The 19,134-nt window shown below is 52.3% G+C and carries 22 protein-coding genes; 20 read left to right on the top strand and 2 right to left on the bottom strand.

Annotated elements, in window-relative coordinates:
• Nucleotides 1–50: 50 nt before the first annotated feature.
• Entirely contained in the window at nucleotides 51–1,406 is a 1,356-nt protein-coding gene (gene dnaA / locus ACFO4L_RS06405; protein WP_377908875.1) for a chromosomal replication initiator protein DnaA, read from the bottom strand.
• Between the two features lie 766 nt (nucleotides 1,407–2,172).
• Between dnaA and rpmH the strand changes: the two genes are divergently transcribed.
• From rpmH to ACFO4L_RS06465, 12 genes are all read left to right on the top strand, one after another.
• Nucleotides 2,173–2,310, top strand: a complete 138-nt coding sequence (rpmH, locus tag ACFO4L_RS06410; protein WP_168008743.1) for a 50S ribosomal protein L34 — start codon at nucleotides 2,173–2,175, stop codon at nucleotides 2,308–2,310.
• A gap of 220 nt (nucleotides 2,311–2,530) precedes the next feature.
• The gene (rnpA, locus tag ACFO4L_RS06415) at nucleotides 2,531–2,893 is read left to right on the top strand and encodes a ribonuclease P protein component (protein ID WP_377908876.1); all 363 of its coding nucleotides are present in this window, start codon (nucleotides 2,531–2,533) and stop codon (nucleotides 2,891–2,893) included.
• A 7-nt stretch (nucleotides 2,894–2,900) separates the two neighbouring features.
• Complete coding sequence (gene yidD, locus ACFO4L_RS06420) at nucleotides 2,901–3,158, top strand: membrane protein insertion efficiency factor YidD (protein ID WP_377908877.1); 258 nt, start codon at nucleotides 2,901–2,903, stop codon at nucleotides 3,156–3,158.
• A gap of 15 nt (nucleotides 3,159–3,173) precedes the next feature.
• The gene (gene spoIIIJ / locus ACFO4L_RS06425; protein WP_377908878.1) at nucleotides 3,174–3,983 is read left to right on the top strand and encodes a YidC family membrane integrase SpoIIIJ; all 810 of its coding nucleotides are present in this window, start codon (nucleotides 3,174–3,176) and stop codon (nucleotides 3,981–3,983) included.
• Nucleotides 3,983–4,603, top strand: a complete 621-nt coding sequence (jag, locus tag ACFO4L_RS06430; RefSeq protein WP_377908879.1) for an RNA-binding cell elongation regulator Jag/EloR — start codon at nucleotides 3,983–3,985, stop codon at nucleotides 4,601–4,603. The genes spoIIIJ and jag overlap by 1 nt, the downstream gene beginning before the upstream one ends.
• Nucleotides 4,604–4,786: 183 nt before the next feature.
• The gene (gene mnmE, locus ACFO4L_RS06435; protein ID WP_377908880.1) at nucleotides 4,787–6,163 is read left to right on the top strand and encodes a tRNA uridine-5-carboxymethylaminomethyl(34) synthesis GTPase MnmE; all 1,377 of its coding nucleotides are present in this window, start codon (nucleotides 4,787–4,789) and stop codon (nucleotides 6,161–6,163) included.
• Between the two features lie 16 nt (nucleotides 6,164–6,179).
• The gene (gene mnmG, locus ACFO4L_RS06440; protein ID WP_377908881.1) at nucleotides 6,180–8,072 is read left to right on the top strand and encodes a tRNA uridine-5-carboxymethylaminomethyl(34) synthesis enzyme MnmG; all 1,893 of its coding nucleotides are present in this window, start codon (nucleotides 6,180–6,182) and stop codon (nucleotides 8,070–8,072) included.
• A 16-nt stretch (nucleotides 8,073–8,088) separates the two neighbouring features.
• Nucleotides 8,089–8,805: a 16S rRNA (guanine(527)-N(7))-methyltransferase RsmG gene (gene rsmG / locus ACFO4L_RS06445; protein WP_377908882.1), complete on the top strand. Its 717-nt coding sequence runs from the start codon at nucleotides 8,089–8,091 to the stop codon at nucleotides 8,803–8,805.
• A gap of 119 nt (nucleotides 8,806–8,924) precedes the next feature.
• Complete coding sequence (gene noc / locus ACFO4L_RS06450) at nucleotides 8,925–9,782, top strand: nucleoid occlusion protein (RefSeq protein WP_377908883.1); 858 nt, start codon at nucleotides 8,925–8,927, stop codon at nucleotides 9,780–9,782.
• A gap of 219 nt (nucleotides 9,783–10,001) precedes the next feature.
• Nucleotides 10,002–10,763 (top strand): ParA family protein, encoded by a 762-nt coding sequence (locus tag ACFO4L_RS06455; RefSeq protein WP_377908884.1) that lies wholly within the window; start codon nucleotides 10,002–10,004, stop codon nucleotides 10,761–10,763.
• Nucleotides 10,756–11,607 carry a ParB/RepB/Spo0J family partition protein gene (locus tag ACFO4L_RS06460; RefSeq protein WP_377908885.1) on the top strand — a complete coding sequence of 284 codons (852 nt, stop codon included), beginning with the start codon at nucleotides 10,756–10,758 and terminating at the stop codon, nucleotides 11,605–11,607. Before ACFO4L_RS06455 ends, ACFO4L_RS06460 begins: the two co-directional genes overlap by 8 nt.
• Nucleotides 11,608–11,680: 73 nt before the next feature.
• Nucleotides 11,681–12,385: a DUF554 domain-containing protein gene (locus ACFO4L_RS06465; protein ID WP_377908886.1), complete on the top strand. Its 705-nt coding sequence runs from the start codon at nucleotides 11,681–11,683 to the stop codon at nucleotides 12,383–12,385.
• On the opposite strand, the gene ACFO4L_RS06470 is transcribed toward ACFO4L_RS06465, so the two are convergent.
• On the bottom strand, nucleotides 12,329–12,559 hold the full coding sequence (locus ACFO4L_RS06470; protein WP_377908887.1) for a hypothetical protein: 231 nt from the start codon (nucleotides 12,557–12,559) through the stop codon (nucleotides 12,329–12,331). The two genes, ACFO4L_RS06465 and ACFO4L_RS06470, sit on opposite strands and share 57 nt — an antisense overlap.
• A gap of 129 nt (nucleotides 12,560–12,688) precedes the next feature.
• Here ACFO4L_RS06470 and ACFO4L_RS06475 point away from each other — a divergent pair, with 129 nt between their 5' ends.
• From ACFO4L_RS06475 to rplI, 8 genes are all read left to right on the top strand, one after another.
• Nucleotides 12,689–12,889 carry a DUF951 domain-containing protein gene (locus ACFO4L_RS06475; RefSeq protein WP_377908888.1) on the top strand — a complete coding sequence of 67 codons (201 nt, stop codon included), beginning with the start codon at nucleotides 12,689–12,691 and terminating at the stop codon, nucleotides 12,887–12,889.
• Nucleotides 12,890–13,080: 191 nt separating this feature from the next.
• Nucleotides 13,081–14,181, top strand: a complete 1,101-nt coding sequence (ychF, locus tag ACFO4L_RS06480; protein ID WP_377908889.1) for a redox-regulated ATPase YchF — start codon at nucleotides 13,081–13,083, stop codon at nucleotides 14,179–14,181.
• A gap of 279 nt (nucleotides 14,182–14,460) precedes the next feature.
• Nucleotides 14,461–14,748 carry a 30S ribosomal protein S6 gene (rpsF, locus tag ACFO4L_RS06485; protein WP_377908890.1) on the top strand — a complete coding sequence of 96 codons (288 nt, stop codon included), beginning with the start codon at nucleotides 14,461–14,463 and terminating at the stop codon, nucleotides 14,746–14,748.
• Between the two features lie 42 nt (nucleotides 14,749–14,790).
• Nucleotides 14,791–15,315 carry a single-stranded DNA-binding protein gene (gene ssb / locus ACFO4L_RS06490; RefSeq protein WP_168008764.1) on the top strand — a complete coding sequence of 175 codons (525 nt, stop codon included), beginning with the start codon at nucleotides 14,791–14,793 and terminating at the stop codon, nucleotides 15,313–15,315.
• A 43-nt stretch (nucleotides 15,316–15,358) separates the two neighbouring features.
• Nucleotides 15,359–15,586, top strand: a complete 228-nt coding sequence (gene rpsR, locus ACFO4L_RS06495) for a 30S ribosomal protein S18 (protein ID WP_377908891.1) — start codon at nucleotides 15,359–15,361, stop codon at nucleotides 15,584–15,586.
• Between the two features lie 159 nt (nucleotides 15,587–15,745).
• Nucleotides 15,746–16,687: a YybS family protein gene (locus tag ACFO4L_RS06500; RefSeq protein WP_377908892.1), complete on the top strand. Its 942-nt coding sequence runs from the start codon at nucleotides 15,746–15,748 to the stop codon at nucleotides 16,685–16,687.
• Between the two features lie 12 nt (nucleotides 16,688–16,699).
• Nucleotides 16,700–18,670, top strand: coding sequence for a DHH family phosphoesterase (locus ACFO4L_RS06505; RefSeq protein ID WP_377908893.1), 1,971 nt, complete (start codon nucleotides 16,700–16,702; stop codon nucleotides 18,668–18,670).
• Complete coding sequence (gene rplI, locus ACFO4L_RS06510; RefSeq protein WP_377908894.1) at nucleotides 18,667–19,110, top strand: 50S ribosomal protein L9; 444 nt, start codon at nucleotides 18,667–18,669, stop codon at nucleotides 19,108–19,110. The genes ACFO4L_RS06505 and rplI overlap by 4 nt, the downstream gene beginning before the upstream one ends.
• Nucleotides 19,111–19,134: the final 24 nt, after the last annotated feature.

Consider the following 19,134-nt stretch of genomic DNA (forward strand, 5'->3'; position numbering starts at 1 on the left):
TGTGGATAACCTGTGCATAAGTGCGTGCGGGATGTCCACATTTTACACAATCAGCCGGAGCGCAGCTGCGTTGTAATATCCTCTACCTGCTTTTGCAGCTCCGGGTCCTCCTGAAGCAGCTTGGAGATTTTTTCGTGTGCATGAATCACGGTCGTATGATCCCGCTTCCCAAAAGCAGCTCCGATTTTAGGAAGGGAGTGGTCCGTCAGCTCACGCGAAAGATACATCGCAATCTGGCGAGGGTAAGCGACGGTTTTTGTCCGCTTTTTCGCCTTCATATCCTCTACACGCACGCCGTAAGCCGCCGCCACGGAAGACTGAACGTCCTCAATCGTGATCTCACGGGATTTTGTATTCGGAATAATGTCCTTTAAAGCGACTGCAGCAAGATCGGCATTCATGTCCTGATTAATGAGCGACGAATACGCCACAACCCGGATCAAGGCGCCTTCCAGTTCACGAATATTCGTGTCGATCTGATTGGCAATATAGAGCATGACCTCGTTTGGAATATCGAGGTTTTCCGCTTTCGCTTTCTTGCGGAGAATCGCAATTCTCGTCTCCAGATCCGGCGGCGTAATATCCGTGATCAGTCCCCATTCAAACCTGGAGCGGAGCCGGTCCTCAAGCGTTGGAATTTCTTTTGGCGGACGGTCGCTGGAGATCACGATCTGCTTGCGTTCTTCATGGAGGGAATTAAACGTATGGAAAAATTCCTCCTGCGTCTGCTCCTTCCCGGCGAGAAACTGAATGTCGTCGATCAGCAGCACGTCCACGTTCCGGTACTTGTTGCGGAAATGTACCGCTTTGTTATCCCGGATGGAATTAATAAATTCATTCGTAAATTTTTCAGATGATAAATAAACGACTTTGGCATTCGGATTGTGATCAATCACATAGTGGCCGATTGCGTGCATTAAGTGTGTCTTGCCAAGTCCAACGCCACCGTATATAAACAGCGGATTGTAAGCTTTCGCCGGAGCTTCAGCTACGGCCAGAGAAGCTGCGTGGGCAAACCGGTTCCCGCTCCCGATGACGAACGTATCAAACGTATACTTCGGGTTCAGCATGTGCTTTGGCGGATCGTCGCCGTTGTCCGCCGGCGGTGCGGGCGGTTTTTTGGCCAGATCCGGTTCGGGCTCGGCTATCTCTTCTTTCGGAAGCACAAAGCGGGCTTCAAGCTCGGCTCCCGTCAGTTCCTGCAGTGTTTCCGTGATGATGGTAAAGTACCGGTTTTCGAGCCAGTCCCGTGCAAATTCGTTCGGCGCAATAATCGTAATCATATTGGAGCTCTGGTCGATCGCATCAGCTGCCGTGTCTTTGAACCACGTATCAAAGCTCGGTTTGCTGACCTTCTCCTCGATTTTGGCAAGCGCCTGCTTCCAGAGATCGTCTAAGTTTTCCACGCATGTCCCTCCTTCTATCCAGCCTGTTTTAGAACAGCCTATCCTTTCTATGTACAACCTCTGAACAACGTACCTGAATAAAGATACACACAGCGGAATGTGCAGAACATGTATTATAGAAGAAAACAGGGTTATTAACGCTGTACACATAATTGTGGATAAGCTTGTTAAGAGCATCTGTATAACTATCCACACGGTTATACACAACTGTGGATAGATTATGTAGCGCGTGGGGTTTTCCACGCGAAAAAACATCACTATCGTATCAAAAAAAAGCACGTATGGCAATCATCTTATGAAGTTATCCACACTATTCCACCCCTTGTGGCTAAAAATTATCCACAACACAAGATACTGTGAAAAACCCTTGGAGAGGACTGTGGAAAGAAAAAAAGGCGGTAAAAAGTTTATCCACAGGCAGTTTCGTACAGGTTTTGGAAAGGAGAGCCGGCTGCCTGTCGTCGACAGAAAATCGGATAACAGACTCGCGTAAAAAAGGAAGCAATCAACTTAAGGAGCATACTTGCCGCCTTCTCTTATAGGTAGAAACGGTATAAATGCGATCTGCCGGCAGCATGGCGGTCCACGCTTGAAAAACGGAGCTGCGGTGCTTGTTCAGGCAAAATGAGCGCTTGACAGAAGGGGGTGAAGAAATTATAATTTACAAGACTGCCTGAAGGAGCATTACTTTAGGCGAGATCGCGCTGGACAATAATGAATTAGAAAACTTATTGTTTCATGAACGCTGAAACAGGAGGTGTGACTCATGGGTAAGCCGACATTCAATCCAAATAACCGTAAGCGTAAGATGAACCACGGTTTCCGTACGCGTATGGCTACGAAGAACGGTCGTAAGGTTCTTTCTAACCGACGCCGTAAAGGACGCAAGGTTCTCTCTGCGTAAAGAAAAGGCCACTGCTCATACAGTGGTCTTTTTTTACAGGAAGCATATCGTGACGTGATCCGGTCCGCCGGATGCCGGCCGCAGCTGTCCCGGGTCGACCTGGTGGCAGCTTCTTGTTTGCCTGAACGTCACAAAACAGTCACTGCCAATGATTGAACGGGGCAGAAAGATTAGGTAAAATGAATAGCGTCACAGGCGCTGTATAGAGAGGTGCCCGTGCATGAAAAAGGAAAACCGTTTACAAAAAAATGAGGATTTCCAGACTGTTTTCCGAAGCGGCCATTCCGCTGCCAACCGTCAGTTTGTCGTGTATCGGCTTCATCGTGATGCGCAGGAGCATATCCGCATCGGGCTGTCTGTCAGCAAAAAGCTTGGCAATGCAGTCCGCCGCAACCGGATCAAGCGGCTGATGAAAGAAGCGCTTCGTCCAATGATTGCGGATTTAAAGCAGAACTGCGATGTCGTGATCATCGCCAGAAAGCCGGCTGCGGATATGGAGTTCGATGAGATGAAGAAGTCGCTCCGTCACGTGATGAAGGTTGCCAAGCTTGTCGACCGTTCTGTTTCCAGTCAGCGGAGGTGAACAGGAGATGGCGGAGTTTCTCGCTTTTTTTGTAAGGATGTATCAAAAGTACATTTCGCGTTTCACGCCGGCTTCTTGCCGGTTTTATCCGACCTGCTCCCAGTACAGCCTTGATGCGCTCCGCACGCACGGAGCGCTGAAGGGTTTATACTTGACGGTAAGGAGACTGTTGAAGTGCCATCCGTTTCATCCGGGAGGGATCGACTACGTTCCGGAAAAGAAAGAGCGGAACCGGCAGGAATCGGAGCATTTTCGTCGAAAATAGATAGGAGGACCAAGAGTGGTTAAGAAATTAGGTATTGCATCCATGTTTATCGGTGTGATGCTGCTCATGTCCGGGTGTTTTAACATCAATGAGCCGATCACATCAACAAATGATGGTATTTGGGACCCGTTTTTTGTTTACCCGCTGTCCTGGCTGATGACCACGATTGCGGAAGCGCTGAATAACAGCTACGGTCTTGCGATTATTATCGTAACGATTATTCTGCGTATTCTTATCCTGCCGCTGATGATCAAGCAGACGAAGAGTACGAAGGCGATGCAGGCGCTGCAGCCTCAAATGAAGGAACTCCGTGAGAAATACAGCGCGAAGGACCAGCAGACGCAGCAGAAGCTGCAGCAGGAAATGATGCAGCTGTTCCAGAAGCACGGCGTCAACCCGCTTGCCGGGTGTCTGCCAATTCTTGTTCAGATGCCGATTCTGATCGCGTTTTACCACGCGATTATCCGTACGCCGCAGATTAATCCGGATGTTGATCCAAGCTATACCGGCACGCCGCAGGACTTCCTGTGGTTTGAGCTGAGTGCTGCGGACCCATATTTCATCCTGCCGCTTGTGGCAGGAGCAACAACGTTCATCCAGCAGAAGATGATGATGGTGCAGGATAACCCGCAGATGAAAGCACTGCTGTATATCATGCCGATCATGATCATGGCCTTCGCGGCGTTCTTCCCATCCGCGCTGGCGCTTTACTGGGTGATCGGGAACCTCTTTATGATTATACAGACTTACTTTATCACTGGTCCTAACGTAGGTAAGAAAAAAGAAACCGCCAAACAGGCGAAAGCGGGGGGAGCGAAGAGCTAGTGAACAAAGTGACGGTGTCAGGGCGTACAGTAGAGGAAGCAGTTGCAGCAGGGCTTGAAAAGCTTGAAGCAAAAGAACATGAAGTGAACGTCCGTGTCATCGAGGAAGCGCAGAAAGGCTTCCTCGGCCTTCTCGGCAGTAGACCTGCCGTTGTGGAACTGGAGCGCCGGCCCGATCCTGTAAAGGAAGGGCTCGTGTTTCTAAGGGACGTCATCGATAAAATGGGCGTCAGCGCCAGCGTGGAACAAGAGCACCGGGGAGACGATCTGTATTTTTCCATTACCGGATCCGACATCGGCGTGCTCATTGGAAAACGCGGGCAGACGCTCGACTCGCTTCAATATTTAGTCAACCTCGCCGCCAACAAACATGCGGACGAATACGTACGGATTTATCTGGATGCAGAAGGATACCGTGCGAGACGGAAGGAAGCACTGGAAACACTGGCAGACCGGCTGGCGCAAAAAGCCGTCCGCATCCGCCAGGAAGTCAGATTGGAACCGATGAGTGCGATGGAGCGGAAGATTATTCATACCGCCCTTCAAAACCGTGGCGACGTGACGACCTATTCCGATGGCAGAGAGCCGAACCGCCGCATCGTGATTGCTCCAACGTCATGATACTTCACATGAACACCAGCTTGATCGTGAAATAACCGCAGAATCCCGTTCCGGATCCGACGCCCGGAACGGGATTTTTTTGCGTGCGTACAGGCTTTTGTGCTTTTAACAGACCGTCTTTTGTGATAGTCTATTTAGTTGGAATCGAATGATCGGAAATCGACCAGCGGGAGGGAAGGACTTATGGATATGGATACAATTGCAGCAATTTCAACGCCGATGGGTGAAGGGGCCATCGGCATTGTCCGGATCAGCGGCCCGAAAGCGGTGGAGACCGCCGACAAGCTTTACGTCGGCTCGTCCTCCCTCGCCGAGGCAGCGTCGCATACGATCAATTACGGACATATCCGCGACCCGGAAACGGGCGACACAATAGAAGAATCGATGGTGTCCGTTCTCAGGGCGCCGAAAACGTATACGAAAGAAGATATCATTGAAATAAATTGCCATGGAGGTCTGACGAGTGTCAACCGTGTGCTGCAGCTGACGCTCGTACACGGTGCACGTCTGGCCGAGCCAGGGGAATTTACGAAGCGGGCCTTTTTAAACGGACGGATCGATCTGTCCCAAGCTGAGGCCGTCATGGACCTGATTCGTGCCAAAACAGACCGGGCGATGAATGTGGCGATGAACCAGGTAGAAGGACGCCTGTCCGAGAAGGTAAAAAAACTGAGGCAGGAACTTTTAGAAACAGTCGCTCACGTCGAAGTGAACATTGACTATCCGGAATACGACGCAGAGGAAATGACGCTGCAGATGATTCAGGAAAAAGGCGAGGCTGTCCGGCAGGAGGTACAGCATCTGCTCACGACCGCCCATCAGGGCAAAATCCTCCGCGAAGGGCTGTCGACCGTGATCATCGGCCGGCCAAACGTCGGAAAATCTTCGCTTTTGAACAGCCTCGTTCATGAAAACAAAGCGATCGTCACCGATATACCGGGGACGACCCGCGATGTAGTTGAGGAGTACGTGAACGTCCGCGGTGTCCCGCTTCGTCTGCTTGATACAGCAGGAATCCGCGAAACAGAAGATATCGTCGAGCGGCTTGGCGTAGAGCGTTCCCGCAAGGTAATCAAGGATGCCGAACTGGTCCTGCTTGTGTTAAATTATAATGAAGCCATAACAGACGCAGACCGCGAGCTCTTTCAGTTGTTGAAAGGGCAGGACGCGATTATTATCATTAATAAAACCGATTTGGAACAGAAGCTGTCACTGGAGGAAGCAGAGAAGCTGGCGGACGGCCGACCGGTCATTACGACCTCGCTCTTGCAGGATGAGGGCATCGATGAGCTGGAAGAGGCGATCCGGGACCTGTTTTTCGCAGGTGATATGGAAGGCGGCGATCTGTCGTACGTGTCCAACTCCCGGCACATTGCGCTTTTGGAGCAGGCAAAGCGCGCAGTGGAAGAAGCGCTGACCGCAGCGGAATCAGGCATGCCGGTAGACATGGTGCAGATCGACATCACACGGGCCTGGGAAGTACTCGGGGAAGTGATTGGCGAAAGCGTGCAGGAAAGCTTGATTGATCAGTTGTTTTCGCAGTTTTGCTTAGGGAAATAAAGGGAGGAATACCATCATGAGTTACAACGGAGGAGATTTTGACGTTATTGTCATCGGGGCCGGACACTCCGGGGTCGAAGCTGGACTGGCTTCAGCCCGCGCCGGCGCCAGAACACTGATGCTGACACTGAACCTGGATGCGGTCGCCTATATGCCGTGCAACCCGTCTGTCGGAGGACCGGCAAAAGGAATCGTCGTGCGTGAAATCGACGCACTCGGCGGGGAAATGGCTCGCAATATCGATAAGACCCACATTCAAATGCGCATGCTGAATACAGCAAAAGGACCTGCCGTACGTGCACTGCGCGCGCAGGCGGACAAGTTTTTGTACCAGCAGGAAATGAAGCGGACGATCGAAGAGACGGAGAACCTGCTTTTGCGTCAGGGAATGGTGGAAAGCTTGATCGTAGAAGACGATACGGTAAAAGGTGTTGTCACGCAGACCGGAGCAGAATATCACGCACCGGCGGTCATAGTGACAACCGGAACGTACCTGCGCGGAAAAGTGATTCTCGGGGAGCTTTCCTACGAAAGCGGTCCGAACAATATGCAGCCGTCGATCAACCTGTCCCATGATCTGCAGAAGCTCGGTTTCAAAATGGAGCGGTTTAAAACAGGAACGCCGCCGCGCGTCAACAGCAACACGATCGACTACAGCAAAACGGAAATTCAGCCGGGAGATGACGTTCCGCGTGCTTTTTCCTATGAAACGACGAAATATATCACCGATCAGCTGCCGTGCTGGCTCACGTATACGAATGAGGATACGCACACGTATATCAATGACAACCTGAGCCGCTCGCCGATGTACTCCGGCATGATCGAGGGTACCGGACCGCGCTACTGCCCGTCCATTGAAGACAAGGTCGTACGCTTCAGCGATAAGCCGCGCCACCAGATCTTTTTGGAGCCGGAGGGACGCAGCACGCAGGAAGTGTACGTGCAGGGGCTGTCGACGAGCCTGCCGGAAGACGTGCAGCACCGCATTCTCCGCACGATTCCAGGGCTTGAGCACGTGCAGATGATGCGCCCGGGCTATGCGATTGAATACGATGCGATCGTTCCGACACAGCTGTGGCCGACGCTGGAAACGAAAAAAATCAGCGGGCTGTTTACCGCCGGCCAGATTAACGGTACGAGCGGCTATGAAGAGGCAGCCGGCCAGGGACTCATGGCCGGAATCAATGCAGCTATGAAGGTGCTTGGCAAAGAACCGCTTATTCTCGACCGCTCTGAAGCGTACATCGGCGTTATGATCGACGATCTTGTCACAAAGGGCACGGAAGAACCGTACCGACTCCTCACGTCTCGTGCGGAATACCGTCTGCTGCTCCGTCACGATAATGCGGATCTGCGTTTGACGGAAAAGGGCAGAGAAGTCGGTATGATTTCCGATGAGCGCTATGCCGCTTTTGAAGCGAAAAAGGCAGCTATTTCCCGGGAAATAAAGCGTCTTGAAAAAACGACGGTAAAAGCAACGGAAGAAACGGCAGCCGTGATGGAAAAAGCGGGATCATCGGTGTTTGAAGAGGCGATGAATGCAGCCGTGCTGCTCAAGCGCCCGGAAATCACCTACCCGGTGATTGAAGCGATGACGCCGTCTTCGGAAGAACTGGATGCAGACGTGAAAGAACAGGTTGAAATCCAGGTGAAGTATCAAGGTTATATTGCCAAGCAGCTGGAGCAGGTAGAAAAGCTGCAAAAGATGGAAAACAAAAAGCTGCCGGAAGACCTCGACTACCATGCGATCAGCGGACTGGCGCTTGAAGCAAGAGAAAAGTTGTCCGAAGTGAGGCCGCTCTCTGTCGCCCAGGCGTCCCGCGTCTCCGGCGTCAACCCGGCTGATGTGTCCGTGCTGCTCGTCTACCTCGAGCAGGGCAGGCTGCAGAAGGTGGCATCAGAATCTTAAGGAAGGCGGAAATGCGATGAACGAACAGACGATGGACCAGGCGCTCCGGCAGCATGGTATCCAGCTCAATGACGACCAGAAAACCCAGCTTAACCGCTACTACGAAGTACTTGTGGACTGGAACGAGCGCATGAATCTGACAGCGATCACCGAACGGGATGCCGTCTACCTCAAGCATTTCTATGATTCGCTCACCGCAGCCTTCCACTTTGATTTTAATCGCCCGCTTCGCGTCGTTGACGTAGGAGCGGGAGCCGGCTTTCCGAGTCTGCCGCTGAAAATTGTGTTTCCGAAGCTCGACGTGACGATCGTCGATTCGCTGAATAAGCGCATTACGTTTTTAAATGCGCTCGCAGAAGAGCTGAGCCTGACCGGCGTTGCGTTTTATCACGACCGCGCCGAGCAGTTTGCCCAGCGCCCCGAGCACCGCGAACAGTATGATGTGGCCATTTCAAGAGCAGTGGCCCGTATGCCGGTGCTGACGGAGCTCTGCCTGCCGCTTGTGAAAAACGGCGGTACCTTCATCGCGATGAAGGCAAGCGGAGCGGCAGAAGAAATGAAGGACGGACAGAAGGCCATTTCCCTGCTCGGCGGGAAAACAAGCAGAGAAGAAACATTCGCGCTCCCGGAAGACGGAGGCGACCGTACGATTATCCATGTGGAAAAAATAAAGCGCACGCCGAAGAGGTATCCGCGGAAAGCAGGAACGCCGAACAAACAGCCGATCCTGTGAAGACGATGTATTCTCCACGTCAATTCGTGGTATAATCGCTAAGGAGACTAGCACGAGTTACGGAACGACCGTCTGAGCCTCATCACGCCGGGCGGGAGATTTTTAAGGGTGGTGTCACCGTGAAGCAGCCATTTTCAAAACTATTTGGTTTATCGGATAAAAAGGATGCTTCCTCAGAAGATATTCTGCTCGAGGGGGAGGAGGCGGTGAAGCAGGTTCCGGTTTCCAGACTGAAGCCGAACCCGTTTCAGCCTCGTACGGTCTTTAATGAAGACCGGATTGATGAGCTTGCTCAGACGATCCATACACACGGTATGATTCAGCCGATTGTCGTCCGTGAACGGGACGGCGCGTTTGAAATCATCGCCGGTGAACGGCGCTGGAGAGCGTCACAGAAAGCTGGACTTGAGACGGTTCCGGTTGTTATTAAAGATTTTGATGATACGAAAACCGCGTCGGTAGCGTTAATTGAAAACCTGCAGCGTGAAGGCCTGACTTCAATCGAAGAGGCTAACGCCTACCAACGTCTTCTGGAGCTGCACGGTCTGACGCAGGAGAGCTTGGCGCAGCGGCTCGGCAAGGGACAGTCGACGGTTGCCAACAAGCTCCGCCTGCTGCAGCTGCCGAGCGTCGTCAAAGACGCACTCTTAAAGCGCGATATCAGCGAACGTCATGCACGGGCGCTGATCGGCGTAAAGGATGAGGAGCTGCAGCAGCAGATCCTGACGCAGATCATCGAAAACGAATGGAATGTAAAGCAGACAGAAGAGGCAATTGAGGTGCTGCTTGCAGAGCCGGAGGAGAAGCCGAAAAAGAAAAAGCCGGTCCGCAAAGCCGTCTCAAAAGATATGCGGCTTGCGATGAACACGATCCGCAAATCAGTCGACATGGTGCAGCAGACCGGCATGTCCATCGATACGGATGAGGAAGAGCACGAGGAGTACTTCCAGTTCACGATCCGCATCCCGAAAAAATAAGTTTTTTCCGCTTCCGGCGTCGAGCCGGAGGCTTTTTTTATAGGAGTGGCGCGGCCGGGTGCACGGAAGCTGGACGAGGGCAGACGGCGTCTGCAGCTCCGTGTTTTACGCTGTCGCTTCTGCGACCTTTGCAGGAGTTCCGGGAGAGACATTTTTTTTCAGACATTTCGTGATAGAATAAAAAGAAAAGCAGTGCAGATGAGGCAGGTGTATCGAAAAGTGGGGAAAGTGATTGCGATAGCTAATCAGAAAGGCGGGGTCGGCAAAACAACGACTGCCGTCAATCTCAGCGCGAGTCTTGTCCAGGAGGGCCGGAATGTGCTGATTATCGATGTAGATCCGCAAGGAAATACGACCAGCGGCATCGGTGTCAACAAAGGGGATATCGACCGCTGTATTTATAACGTACTGGTGGAAGACGCTGACGCGGATGAGATTATCGTGCCGACAGCGACGGAAAACCTCGACATTTTACCGTCAACTATCCAGCTCGCCGGCGCGGAAATTGAACTCGTATCGACGATTTCCCGTGAAGTCCGCCTGAAAAATGCCATTGAACATATTCGGGACCGATACGACTACATTATCATTGACTGTCCGCCGTCACTCGGACTGCTGACGCTCAACTCGCTGACGGCAGCCGACTCTGTTGTTATTCCGGTGCAGTGTGAGTACTATGCTCTGGAGGGGCTGAGCCAGCTGTTGAACACGGTACGGCTCGTGCAGAAGCATTTAAACCATGACCTGAAAATCGAGGGCGTCCTGCTGACGATGCTCGATGCCCGCACGAATCTCGGCATTCAGGTGATTGAAGAAGTGAAAAAGTATTTCCGCGATAAAGTATTTGAAACGATCATTCCGCGCAACGTCCGCCTCGGTGAGGCACCGAGCCACGGGCAGTCGATCGTGACCTATGACCCGCGCTCGCGCGGCGCAGAAGTGTACAGTGAACTGGCGAAGGAGGTGATCAGCCATGGCTAGAGGGTTAGGAAAAGGAATCAACGCCTTCTTTCCGGACGCATCGGATGAGCAGGAAACAACGGTGGAAGAAATTAAGCTGAAGGAGATTCGGGCCAATCCGTATCAGCCAAGGCACACCTTCCCGGAAGAATCTCTCCGTGAGCTTGCTGATTCGATTCAGCAGCACGGCGTCATTCAGCCAATTACGCTCCGAAAGAGCATTAAAGGCTACGAAATCGTCGTCGGTGAACGACGCTTCCGTGCTTCTAAGCTTGCAGAAAAAGAGACGATTCCCGCCGTCGTGAAGGACATGAGCGACAGCGACATGATGGAACTCGCCCTGATCGAAAACCTGCAGCGCGAGGACCTCAGTCCGATCGAAGAAGCGAAGTCGTATCAAAAACTGATGGAGCACCTGCAGCTGACGCAGGGAGCGCTCGCCGAACGGCTCGGTAAAAGCCGTCCGCACATCGCAAACTACATCCGGCTGCTGCAGCTGCCGCAGATCGTCCAGGACTATCTGGCAGAGGAAAAACTATCTGCCGGCCATGCCCGCGCGCTGCTTGGCCTGAAGCAGGAAAAGCACATCAGCCCGCTGCTGCAGAAAATCGTACGCGAGCAGATGAGCGTACGCCGGCTGGAAGAGACGGTGAAGGAGCTGAACGAGAACGTTTCACGTGAAACGAAGCCGAAGCGGCGCATTTCGAGCTTTGCCCGCGCCCGCGAATCTCAGCTGAAATCGTTTTTCGGCACAAACGTGACGATACGGGAAGGCAAGCATAAAAATAAAATTGAAATCGACTATAAAAACGAAGAAGAACTGGAGCGGATCGTTCACCTGCTGAACCAGGAGTCCGACAGCTGAATCCGCAAAGAAGCCGCCTTCTGCCGGCAGAAGGCGGCTTTGCTGCGTCCGCTCTCTATAGGAGATCCTGCATATGATACTGTTTGGAACGATCGTAAACGGCCTTGCCATCATCATCGGCGCACTCATCGGCACGAAGCTGCCGCGCCTGTCCAAAGGAATGTCGGAAACGGTGATGAAAGCTATTGCGCTGGCAGTGCTTTTGCTCGGAATTACGATGGCGATGGAAGGAACCGAGTTTCTGCTCGTCATTTTCAGTCTCGCGCTCGGAGCCGTTCTCGGTGAACGGATGAATTTGGAAGGGAAATTAAACAGCTTTGGCTACTGGCTGGAAACGAAGGTGAAGAAGGAAGGGGAAGGATCCGTAGCAGAAGGGTTTATTGCAGCGACGCTTCTGTTCGTCGTCGGAGCAATGGCGATCATTGGCGCGCTCGACAGTGGCTTTCGCCAGGATCATTCGGTGCTCTTGACAAAAGCCGTACTGGATGGCTTTACGTCTATTATTTTTGCGTCTACGCTCGGCATCGGGGTGCTTTTCTCCGCGATCCCCGTCATGCTGTATCAGGGAACGATAGCTCTTGCAGCCGTTTGGATCGTCCGATTTATTCCGGAGGAGCTGCTGGACGTCATCATCAGTGAAATGACCGCGGTCGGCGGCCTCATGATCATCGGCATCGGTCTGAACCTGCTCGGCGTGCCGAAAACGAGAATCGCGAACCTGCTACCGGCTATTCCGCTCGTCGTGCTCTTCGTTCTCCTGCAAACCTGGTTCTTCTGATGATTTCGGAATCTGATACTCAATGACCTGGATTCGCTTTTGAAACAGCGTATAGACGGGCATGCTCATAAAGCCGATGCCGAGTCCGATAAACAGGCCGACATCCGGCCGGTCAAACAGCAGCCCGATCCCCATGCCGATAAACAGTCCTCCGGGAATAAATAAGCCTTGCATCCTCTCCGCCTCCTTCAGCTGGTACAGCAACTTTTTCTTTATTTTACCACACGGCAGGAAAAGCTGGAAAAACCGGCGCGTATCTTTTATTCTTAATAGAAGAGACTGAGGACAGGGAGGATGAGGCGTATGGCAGAAGCCTTTCAGCTCAACGATATTGTGGAGATGAAAAAGCAGCACCCCTGCGGCGAAAACCGCTGGAAAATAATCCGCATGGGCATGGACATCCGCATTAAGTGCATGGGATGCAGTCACAGCATCATGATGCCGCGCCGTGACTTTGAGAAAAAAATGAAGCGGGTGCTCACCGAAAGCAGAGCATCAGACTAACCGCGGAGCTGCCGCGGTTTTTTTGTGTGTTGAACGCTGCGTACAGGCGCGGCACCACTTTTGTGCGGCGGTTGCGTTCCGGCGTCCGACTCTCTATAATGAGAAAGGATGCAGAGGGACAGGTGTTTCGCCTGTGCCGATGCCTGTTGATGACGGATGATGCAAGCATATAATAAAGGAGTAATGACAACATGGCTTTAACGACTGGAATCGTCGGTCTTCCGAACGTCGGAAAATCGACGCTGTTTAATGCAATTACGCAGGCAGGTGCCGAATCTGCCAACTACCCGTTCTGTACGATCGACCCGAACGTCGGCATCGTGGAAGTACCGGATTCGCGCCTCGACACGCTGACTGAAATGGTGGAGCCGCATAAGACGGTTCCAACTGCGTTTGAATTTACCGATATTGCAGGGATTGTGGAAGGCGCAAGCAAAGGGGAAGGCCTCGGCAACAAGTTCCTCTCCCACATCCGCGAAGTAGATGCTATTTCTCACGTCGTCCGCTGCTTTGACGATGAGAACATCACGCACGTATCCGGAAGCGTTGATCCGATCCGTGACATTCAAATCATTAACCTGGAGCTGATTCTCGCGGACCTGGAGACGGTGGAAAAGCGCATCAGCAAGGTGGAGAAGATGGCCAAGTCTAAGGACAAAGATGCGATGGCCGAGTTCGAGGTGCTGAAGAAGCTGCGCGACACATTTGAGGAAGAGAAGCCGGCGAGAAGCCTGGAGCTCTCCAAGGAAGAAGCGAAAATCGTCAAAGGCTTCCAGCTGCTAACGGCAAAGCCGGTGCTGTATGCAGCGAACGTCAGCGAAGAGGAGATCCTCGACGCCGACAGCAACCCGCATGTACAGAAGGTGAGAGAATTTGCGGCAGAGGAAAATTCAGAAGTGATCGTCATCTGTGCGAAGATCGAATCGGAAATTGCAGAGCTTGAAGGCGAAGAGAAGCAGGAGTTCCTCGATGATCTCGGCATCGCCGAATCGGGACTCGACCAGCTGATCCGCGCTGCTTATGCCCTGCTCGGTCTTGATACGTATTTCACTGCAGGCAAGCAGGAAGTGCGCGCCTGGACGATTCGCCGCGGCACAAAGGCGCCACAGGCGGCCGGCGTCATTCATACCGACTTTGAACGCGGCTTTATCCGGGCCGAAGTCGTTTCCTACGATGACTTGACGACTGCCGGGAGTATGTCTAAGGCGAAAGAACAAGGCAACGTGCGTCTCGAAGGAAAAGAGTACATCGTCAAAGACGGTGATGTGGTGCACTTCCGCTTTAACGTATAAGGAATGGCTGGGAGCGGTTCTCTTTTGGAGAGCCGCTCTTTTGCGTCTGAAAGGTCCGATCGAGAAGGCTTGTCAGCATCGACATTCCGGACTTTCAAGCACCTTTAAAAGCGTAATGGCCGTACGGAAACAGCGCCCTGCACTCGTCACGTCAAGTGTGTAAATCTTCTATTGATCCGCCTCACTCTGTCTGCTATAATAAACACTTGCGAGCAAAACGACTCGCTCCTTGCTCTTCTTCATAGAGAAGGGCCATAGTCCAAAAGGAGGTGACATCACATGCGCAATTATGAAATTATGTACATTGTACGTCCGGATATCGAGGAAGCTCAGACAAAGGAAACTGTTGAGCGTTTCAATAAAATCCTGACAGACAACGGCGCAGAGGTTACGGAGACAGAGGAAAAGGGCAGAAAGCGACTTGCCTACGAGATCCAGGACTTTTCTGAAGGCTACTACGTTATTCTTCAGGTAAAGGCTGAAAAGACGGCTCTCGACGAGTTTAACCGACTCAGCTCTATCAACGACAACATCCTGCGTTCGATCATTGTCCGCGAGGATGACTAATTATACGTTTGACCGAAACCACCATGCAGGGAGGAATGCCGGATGATTAACCGCGTTGTCCTAGTCGGCCGCCTTACGAAAGATCCCGAGCTTCGCTACACAGCGAACGGAGTTGCAGTCGCGACGTTCACACTTGCTGTGAACCGACCGTTCTCCAATCAGCAGGGAAACCGTGAAGCGGACTTCATCAACACAGTAGTTTGGAGAAAACAGGCTGAAAACGTGGCCAACTACCTGAAAAAAGGCAGTCTGGCAGGTGTGGAAGGACGCATTCAGACGCGCAGCTTTGATAACAATGAAGGCCGTCGTGTTTTCATGACAGAAGTTGTCGCAGACAGCGTCCAGTTCTTAGAACCACGTGGATCCCAGGGAGGCGGCCAAGGCGGCCAGCAGTCCTACGGTGCTCCACAGGATCAGCAGGGCTACGGAAGTCCGGCTGGTGCCGGTCAGGGATCTTCGACATCGTCCTCCTCAGGCGGCGGTTTCGGTCAAGGTCCATCCAATGATGATCCGTTTGCCGGTGAAGGCAAGCCGATCGATATTGATGATGACGATCTGCCGTTCTAATACGGCTCCCTATAATCACTAAACCTAAAGGAGGTTTTGCATCATGGCACGTCGTGGTCGACCAAGACGCCGTAAAGTTTGTTACTTTACCGTTAACAAGATCAAGAAAATTGACTACAAGGACACAGAGCTTCTGAAGAAGTTTATCTCTGAGCGCGGGAAGATTCTTCCTCGCCGAGTGACAGGAACTTCTGCCAAGTATCAGCGTCAGCTTACTGCTGCAGTGAAGCGTTCACGCACAATGGCACTGCTTCCATTCGTCACAGAGTAAAGACTGGTAAGACCCTCGTTATGACTGTTCATAGCGGGGGTTTTCTTTCATTTCTGCCGTGTGGTCGGCTTGTGCTCTTTCTTTTTGAGTACAGGTCCTTTTACATGGTAAACTAACGGATGTGCAACTATTACTTGCTTGGACTAAAGAAGGTGCCCGATGATGGATCAACATATAATAAAAGACGGGGCAGTCGCAGCACTTGCCTTTACCGCTCTCGTTTTTGCTTCACTGCTTATTCCGTTTCTGCTGCTTGTCCTGATCTTTTTCCTGCCGATTCCACTCGTCTTGTTTACATATAAATACGGCTGGAAAGCAGGATCCGTGTCGGCGCTCGCTGCTTTTACCATTCTACTGCTGCTGATCGGTCCGCTTGCGCCGCCGGTTCTGCTGCTCTTTATGATCTCCGGGATTGTGATCGGCGAGCTGTACCGCCGCGGTGAACCCGCTTTCGGCGTTTACGCCGGAGCCGCTCTCAGCATCATCGGCGGGATTGTGCTCACGTATGCCGGCGTTATGGCGCTGACGGATGCCGATCCTGTCGGCCAATTTCAGACGGTGATGGAGGAATCGCTTGATTCGACTGGCGGCGTGCTCGGTCTGGATCCTGCCGAAGAAGAGGAAGCAGTCGACCTGATGATGGCGTTCATCGATGGACTGAGCGTGATCGTACCGGCAATTATGGTCATCACAGGAGGCATCGTCGCCCTCATCACCCAGCTGACATCGGCCTGGATGCTCCGCAAACGGAGTGCAGACATACCGGGATTTCCTCCGCTCCGGGAATGGAGCCTGCCGAAGTCGTTTATCTGGTATTACCTGATCGTTCTTATCCTCTCTTTTATCAATAGAAGTGAAGGCGGGGAAGGCACGCTTAATCTGCTCTCGGAAAACCTGATGGCCGTGATGGGGCTGCTGATGGTGGTGCAGGGAATCGCCTTTCTGTTTTTCTTTTTTCATCTCAAGCGGCTCAGCATTGTGCTGCCGGTCTTGATTACGCTGTCGATGGTAGTTTTCCCGTTTATGCTTCCTATTATACGAATCTTAGGTATAATTGATTTAGGTTTTGACTTGAGAACGCGATTACAATCGCAGAGGTAGGAGTTGTGTAGAATGCCCAAATTCCTCATGAAGCGGTGGCATGGCTATCACGTCATTCTGCTGGCTGTCATCGCGGCTCTGACTTCCGCTGCCCTTATGTATTTTGAATGGCGCCTCGGCACGGCTGGATTTGTGCTGCTTGCTATCATGGGGGTTGTCGTGATCAGAGCGAGGATTCAGTTCGAACGCGATTTGGCTGAATATATATCCACACTGACCTACCGCGTCAACAAGGCGGGGGAGAAGGCAGTGACGAAAATGCCTGTCGGTATGCTTCTGTACAACGAAGAGCGAATGATTCAGTGGACGAACCCGTATATGCAGCACGTCACAGAAGAAGAGCTGACCGGCGCTTCTCTGGATGAACTTTCCGGAGAACTTCTGGAGCTTGTCAATGAAGAGAAGCGGTCCTTCTTTATTAAAGTGGGCAGCGAAAACTACCGGATCAGCCATGAACCGGATGAGCGCCTGCTTTACTTTACGAATGCGACCGAAGAGCAGGAAGTGAAAGAAAAATTTCAGCGCGAGAAGACGGTTTTCGCGTTTATTTACCTCGACAACTACGATGAAGTCACCCAGGGGATGGATGACCAGCTGCGAAGCCGGCTTCTTTCCCATGTAACCGAAGCGCTGACACAGTGGTCGCGCGAGCACGACATTTTAATACGCCGTACGTCATCGGACCGGTTTATTGCCGTCTTTAATGAAGGCACGCTTGCCGATTTGGAAGCCGACCGGTTTACGCTGCTCGATGAAATACGGGAAAATACGCAGGAAGAAAAAGTAGCGCTCACGCTGAGCATCGGGATCGGCAGCGGGGATCCATCGCTGCGCGAGCTTGGCGCACTTGCCCAGTCGAGCCTCGATCTGGCACTCGGCCGTGGCGGCGACCAGGTTGCGATCAAAGAACGGAACGGGAAAGTCCGCTTTTACGGCGGAAAAAGCAACGCGACCGAAAAACGGACACGAGTCCGGGCCCGCGTTATTTCTCATGCCGTCCGTGACTTCATCCGCGAAAGCGACAAGGTCTTTATTATGGGGCATAAAAATCCGGATATGGATTCAATCGGGGCGGCGATCGGCATGCTGAAAATTGCCGAAGCCAATGATAAGGACGGCTATATCGTACTTGACCCGGATGATATCAATCAGAGCGTCAAAAAGCTGTTGAAGGAAGTCGAAGAAGACCGCTCCCTCTGGGCCAGATTCATTTCACCGGATGAGGCGCGGGAAGAAGTTACAAACGGAACGCTGCTCATCGTCGTGGATACGCACAAGCCAAAGCTCGTTCAGGAAGCACGGCTGCTTGATAAAGTGGAGCGCACCATCGTTGTGGACCATCACCGCCGCGGGGAGGATTTCATCGACGACGCAGTGCTCGTGTATATGGAGCCGTATGCTTCTTCAACGGCAGAGCTCGTGACCGAGCTGCTGGAATACCAGCCTCGTCAGCCGCAGGTCAATACGCTTGAGGCGACAGCGCTTCTTGCCGGAATCATCGTCGATACGAAAAGCTTTGCGATCCGCACCGGCTCGCGTACGTTTGACGCGGCGGCTTATCTCCGCAGCCGCGGAGCAGACACGACGCTCGTCCAAAAGCTGCTGAAGGAAGATCTCGATCACTACGTGAAGCGGTCCAAGCTGATTGAGCAGGCGCACATTTATTCAGGCGGCGTGGCGATTGCGCTCGGCTATTCGGACGAAACGTACGGACAGGTGCTCATCGCTCAGGCAGCGGATACGCTGCTGACGATGAACAACGTCATCGCTTCCTTCGTTATTTCTAAAATGGACGATGGTCGGATCAGCATCAGCGCACGATCGCTCGGCGAGGTGAACGTCCAGGTGATTATGGAAAAAATGAACGGCGGCGGACACTTGACGAACGCAGCCACGCAGCTGGAAAATATGACAGAGGAAGAAGCAGAAACGCTTCTTAAAGAAAAAATAGATGAGTATTTTAAAGGAGGACAATCAGCATGAAAGTCATCTTCCTGAAAGACGTAAAAGGAAAAGGGAAAAAAGGCGACATTAAGGACGTACCAGACGGGTATGCCCGCAATTATCTGCTGAAGAACAACCTCGCGCTCGAAGCGAATCAGGGCAACATGAAGTCGCTTGAGAAGAAAAAAGAGAGCGAAGAGCGTCAGGCAGAGCAGGAATTGGAAAATGCGAAAAAGCTGAAGGACGAGCTGGAGGAAAAAACAGTCGAGCTTTCCGCTAAAGCCGGTGAAGGCGGCCGTCTCTTCGGTGCTGTGACGAACAAACAAATTGCCGATCAGCTCAAAAAAGACGGCTATAAGATCGACAAGCGCAAAATCGACATGAACGAGCCGATCCGCGCGCTTGGCTATACGAACGTCAATTTGAAGCTTCATCCGAAAGTAACGGCGGTCATTAAAGTACACGTTGCAGAAGCCTAGGGCGAAGCCTGGAAACGGGGGATT

Origin of the sequence: Bacillus daqingensis, from assembly GCF_042654445.1 — a bacterium.
GTDB classification, from domain to species: Bacteria; Bacillota; Bacilli; order Bacillales; family Salisediminibacteriaceae; genus Alkalicoccus; species Alkalicoccus luteus.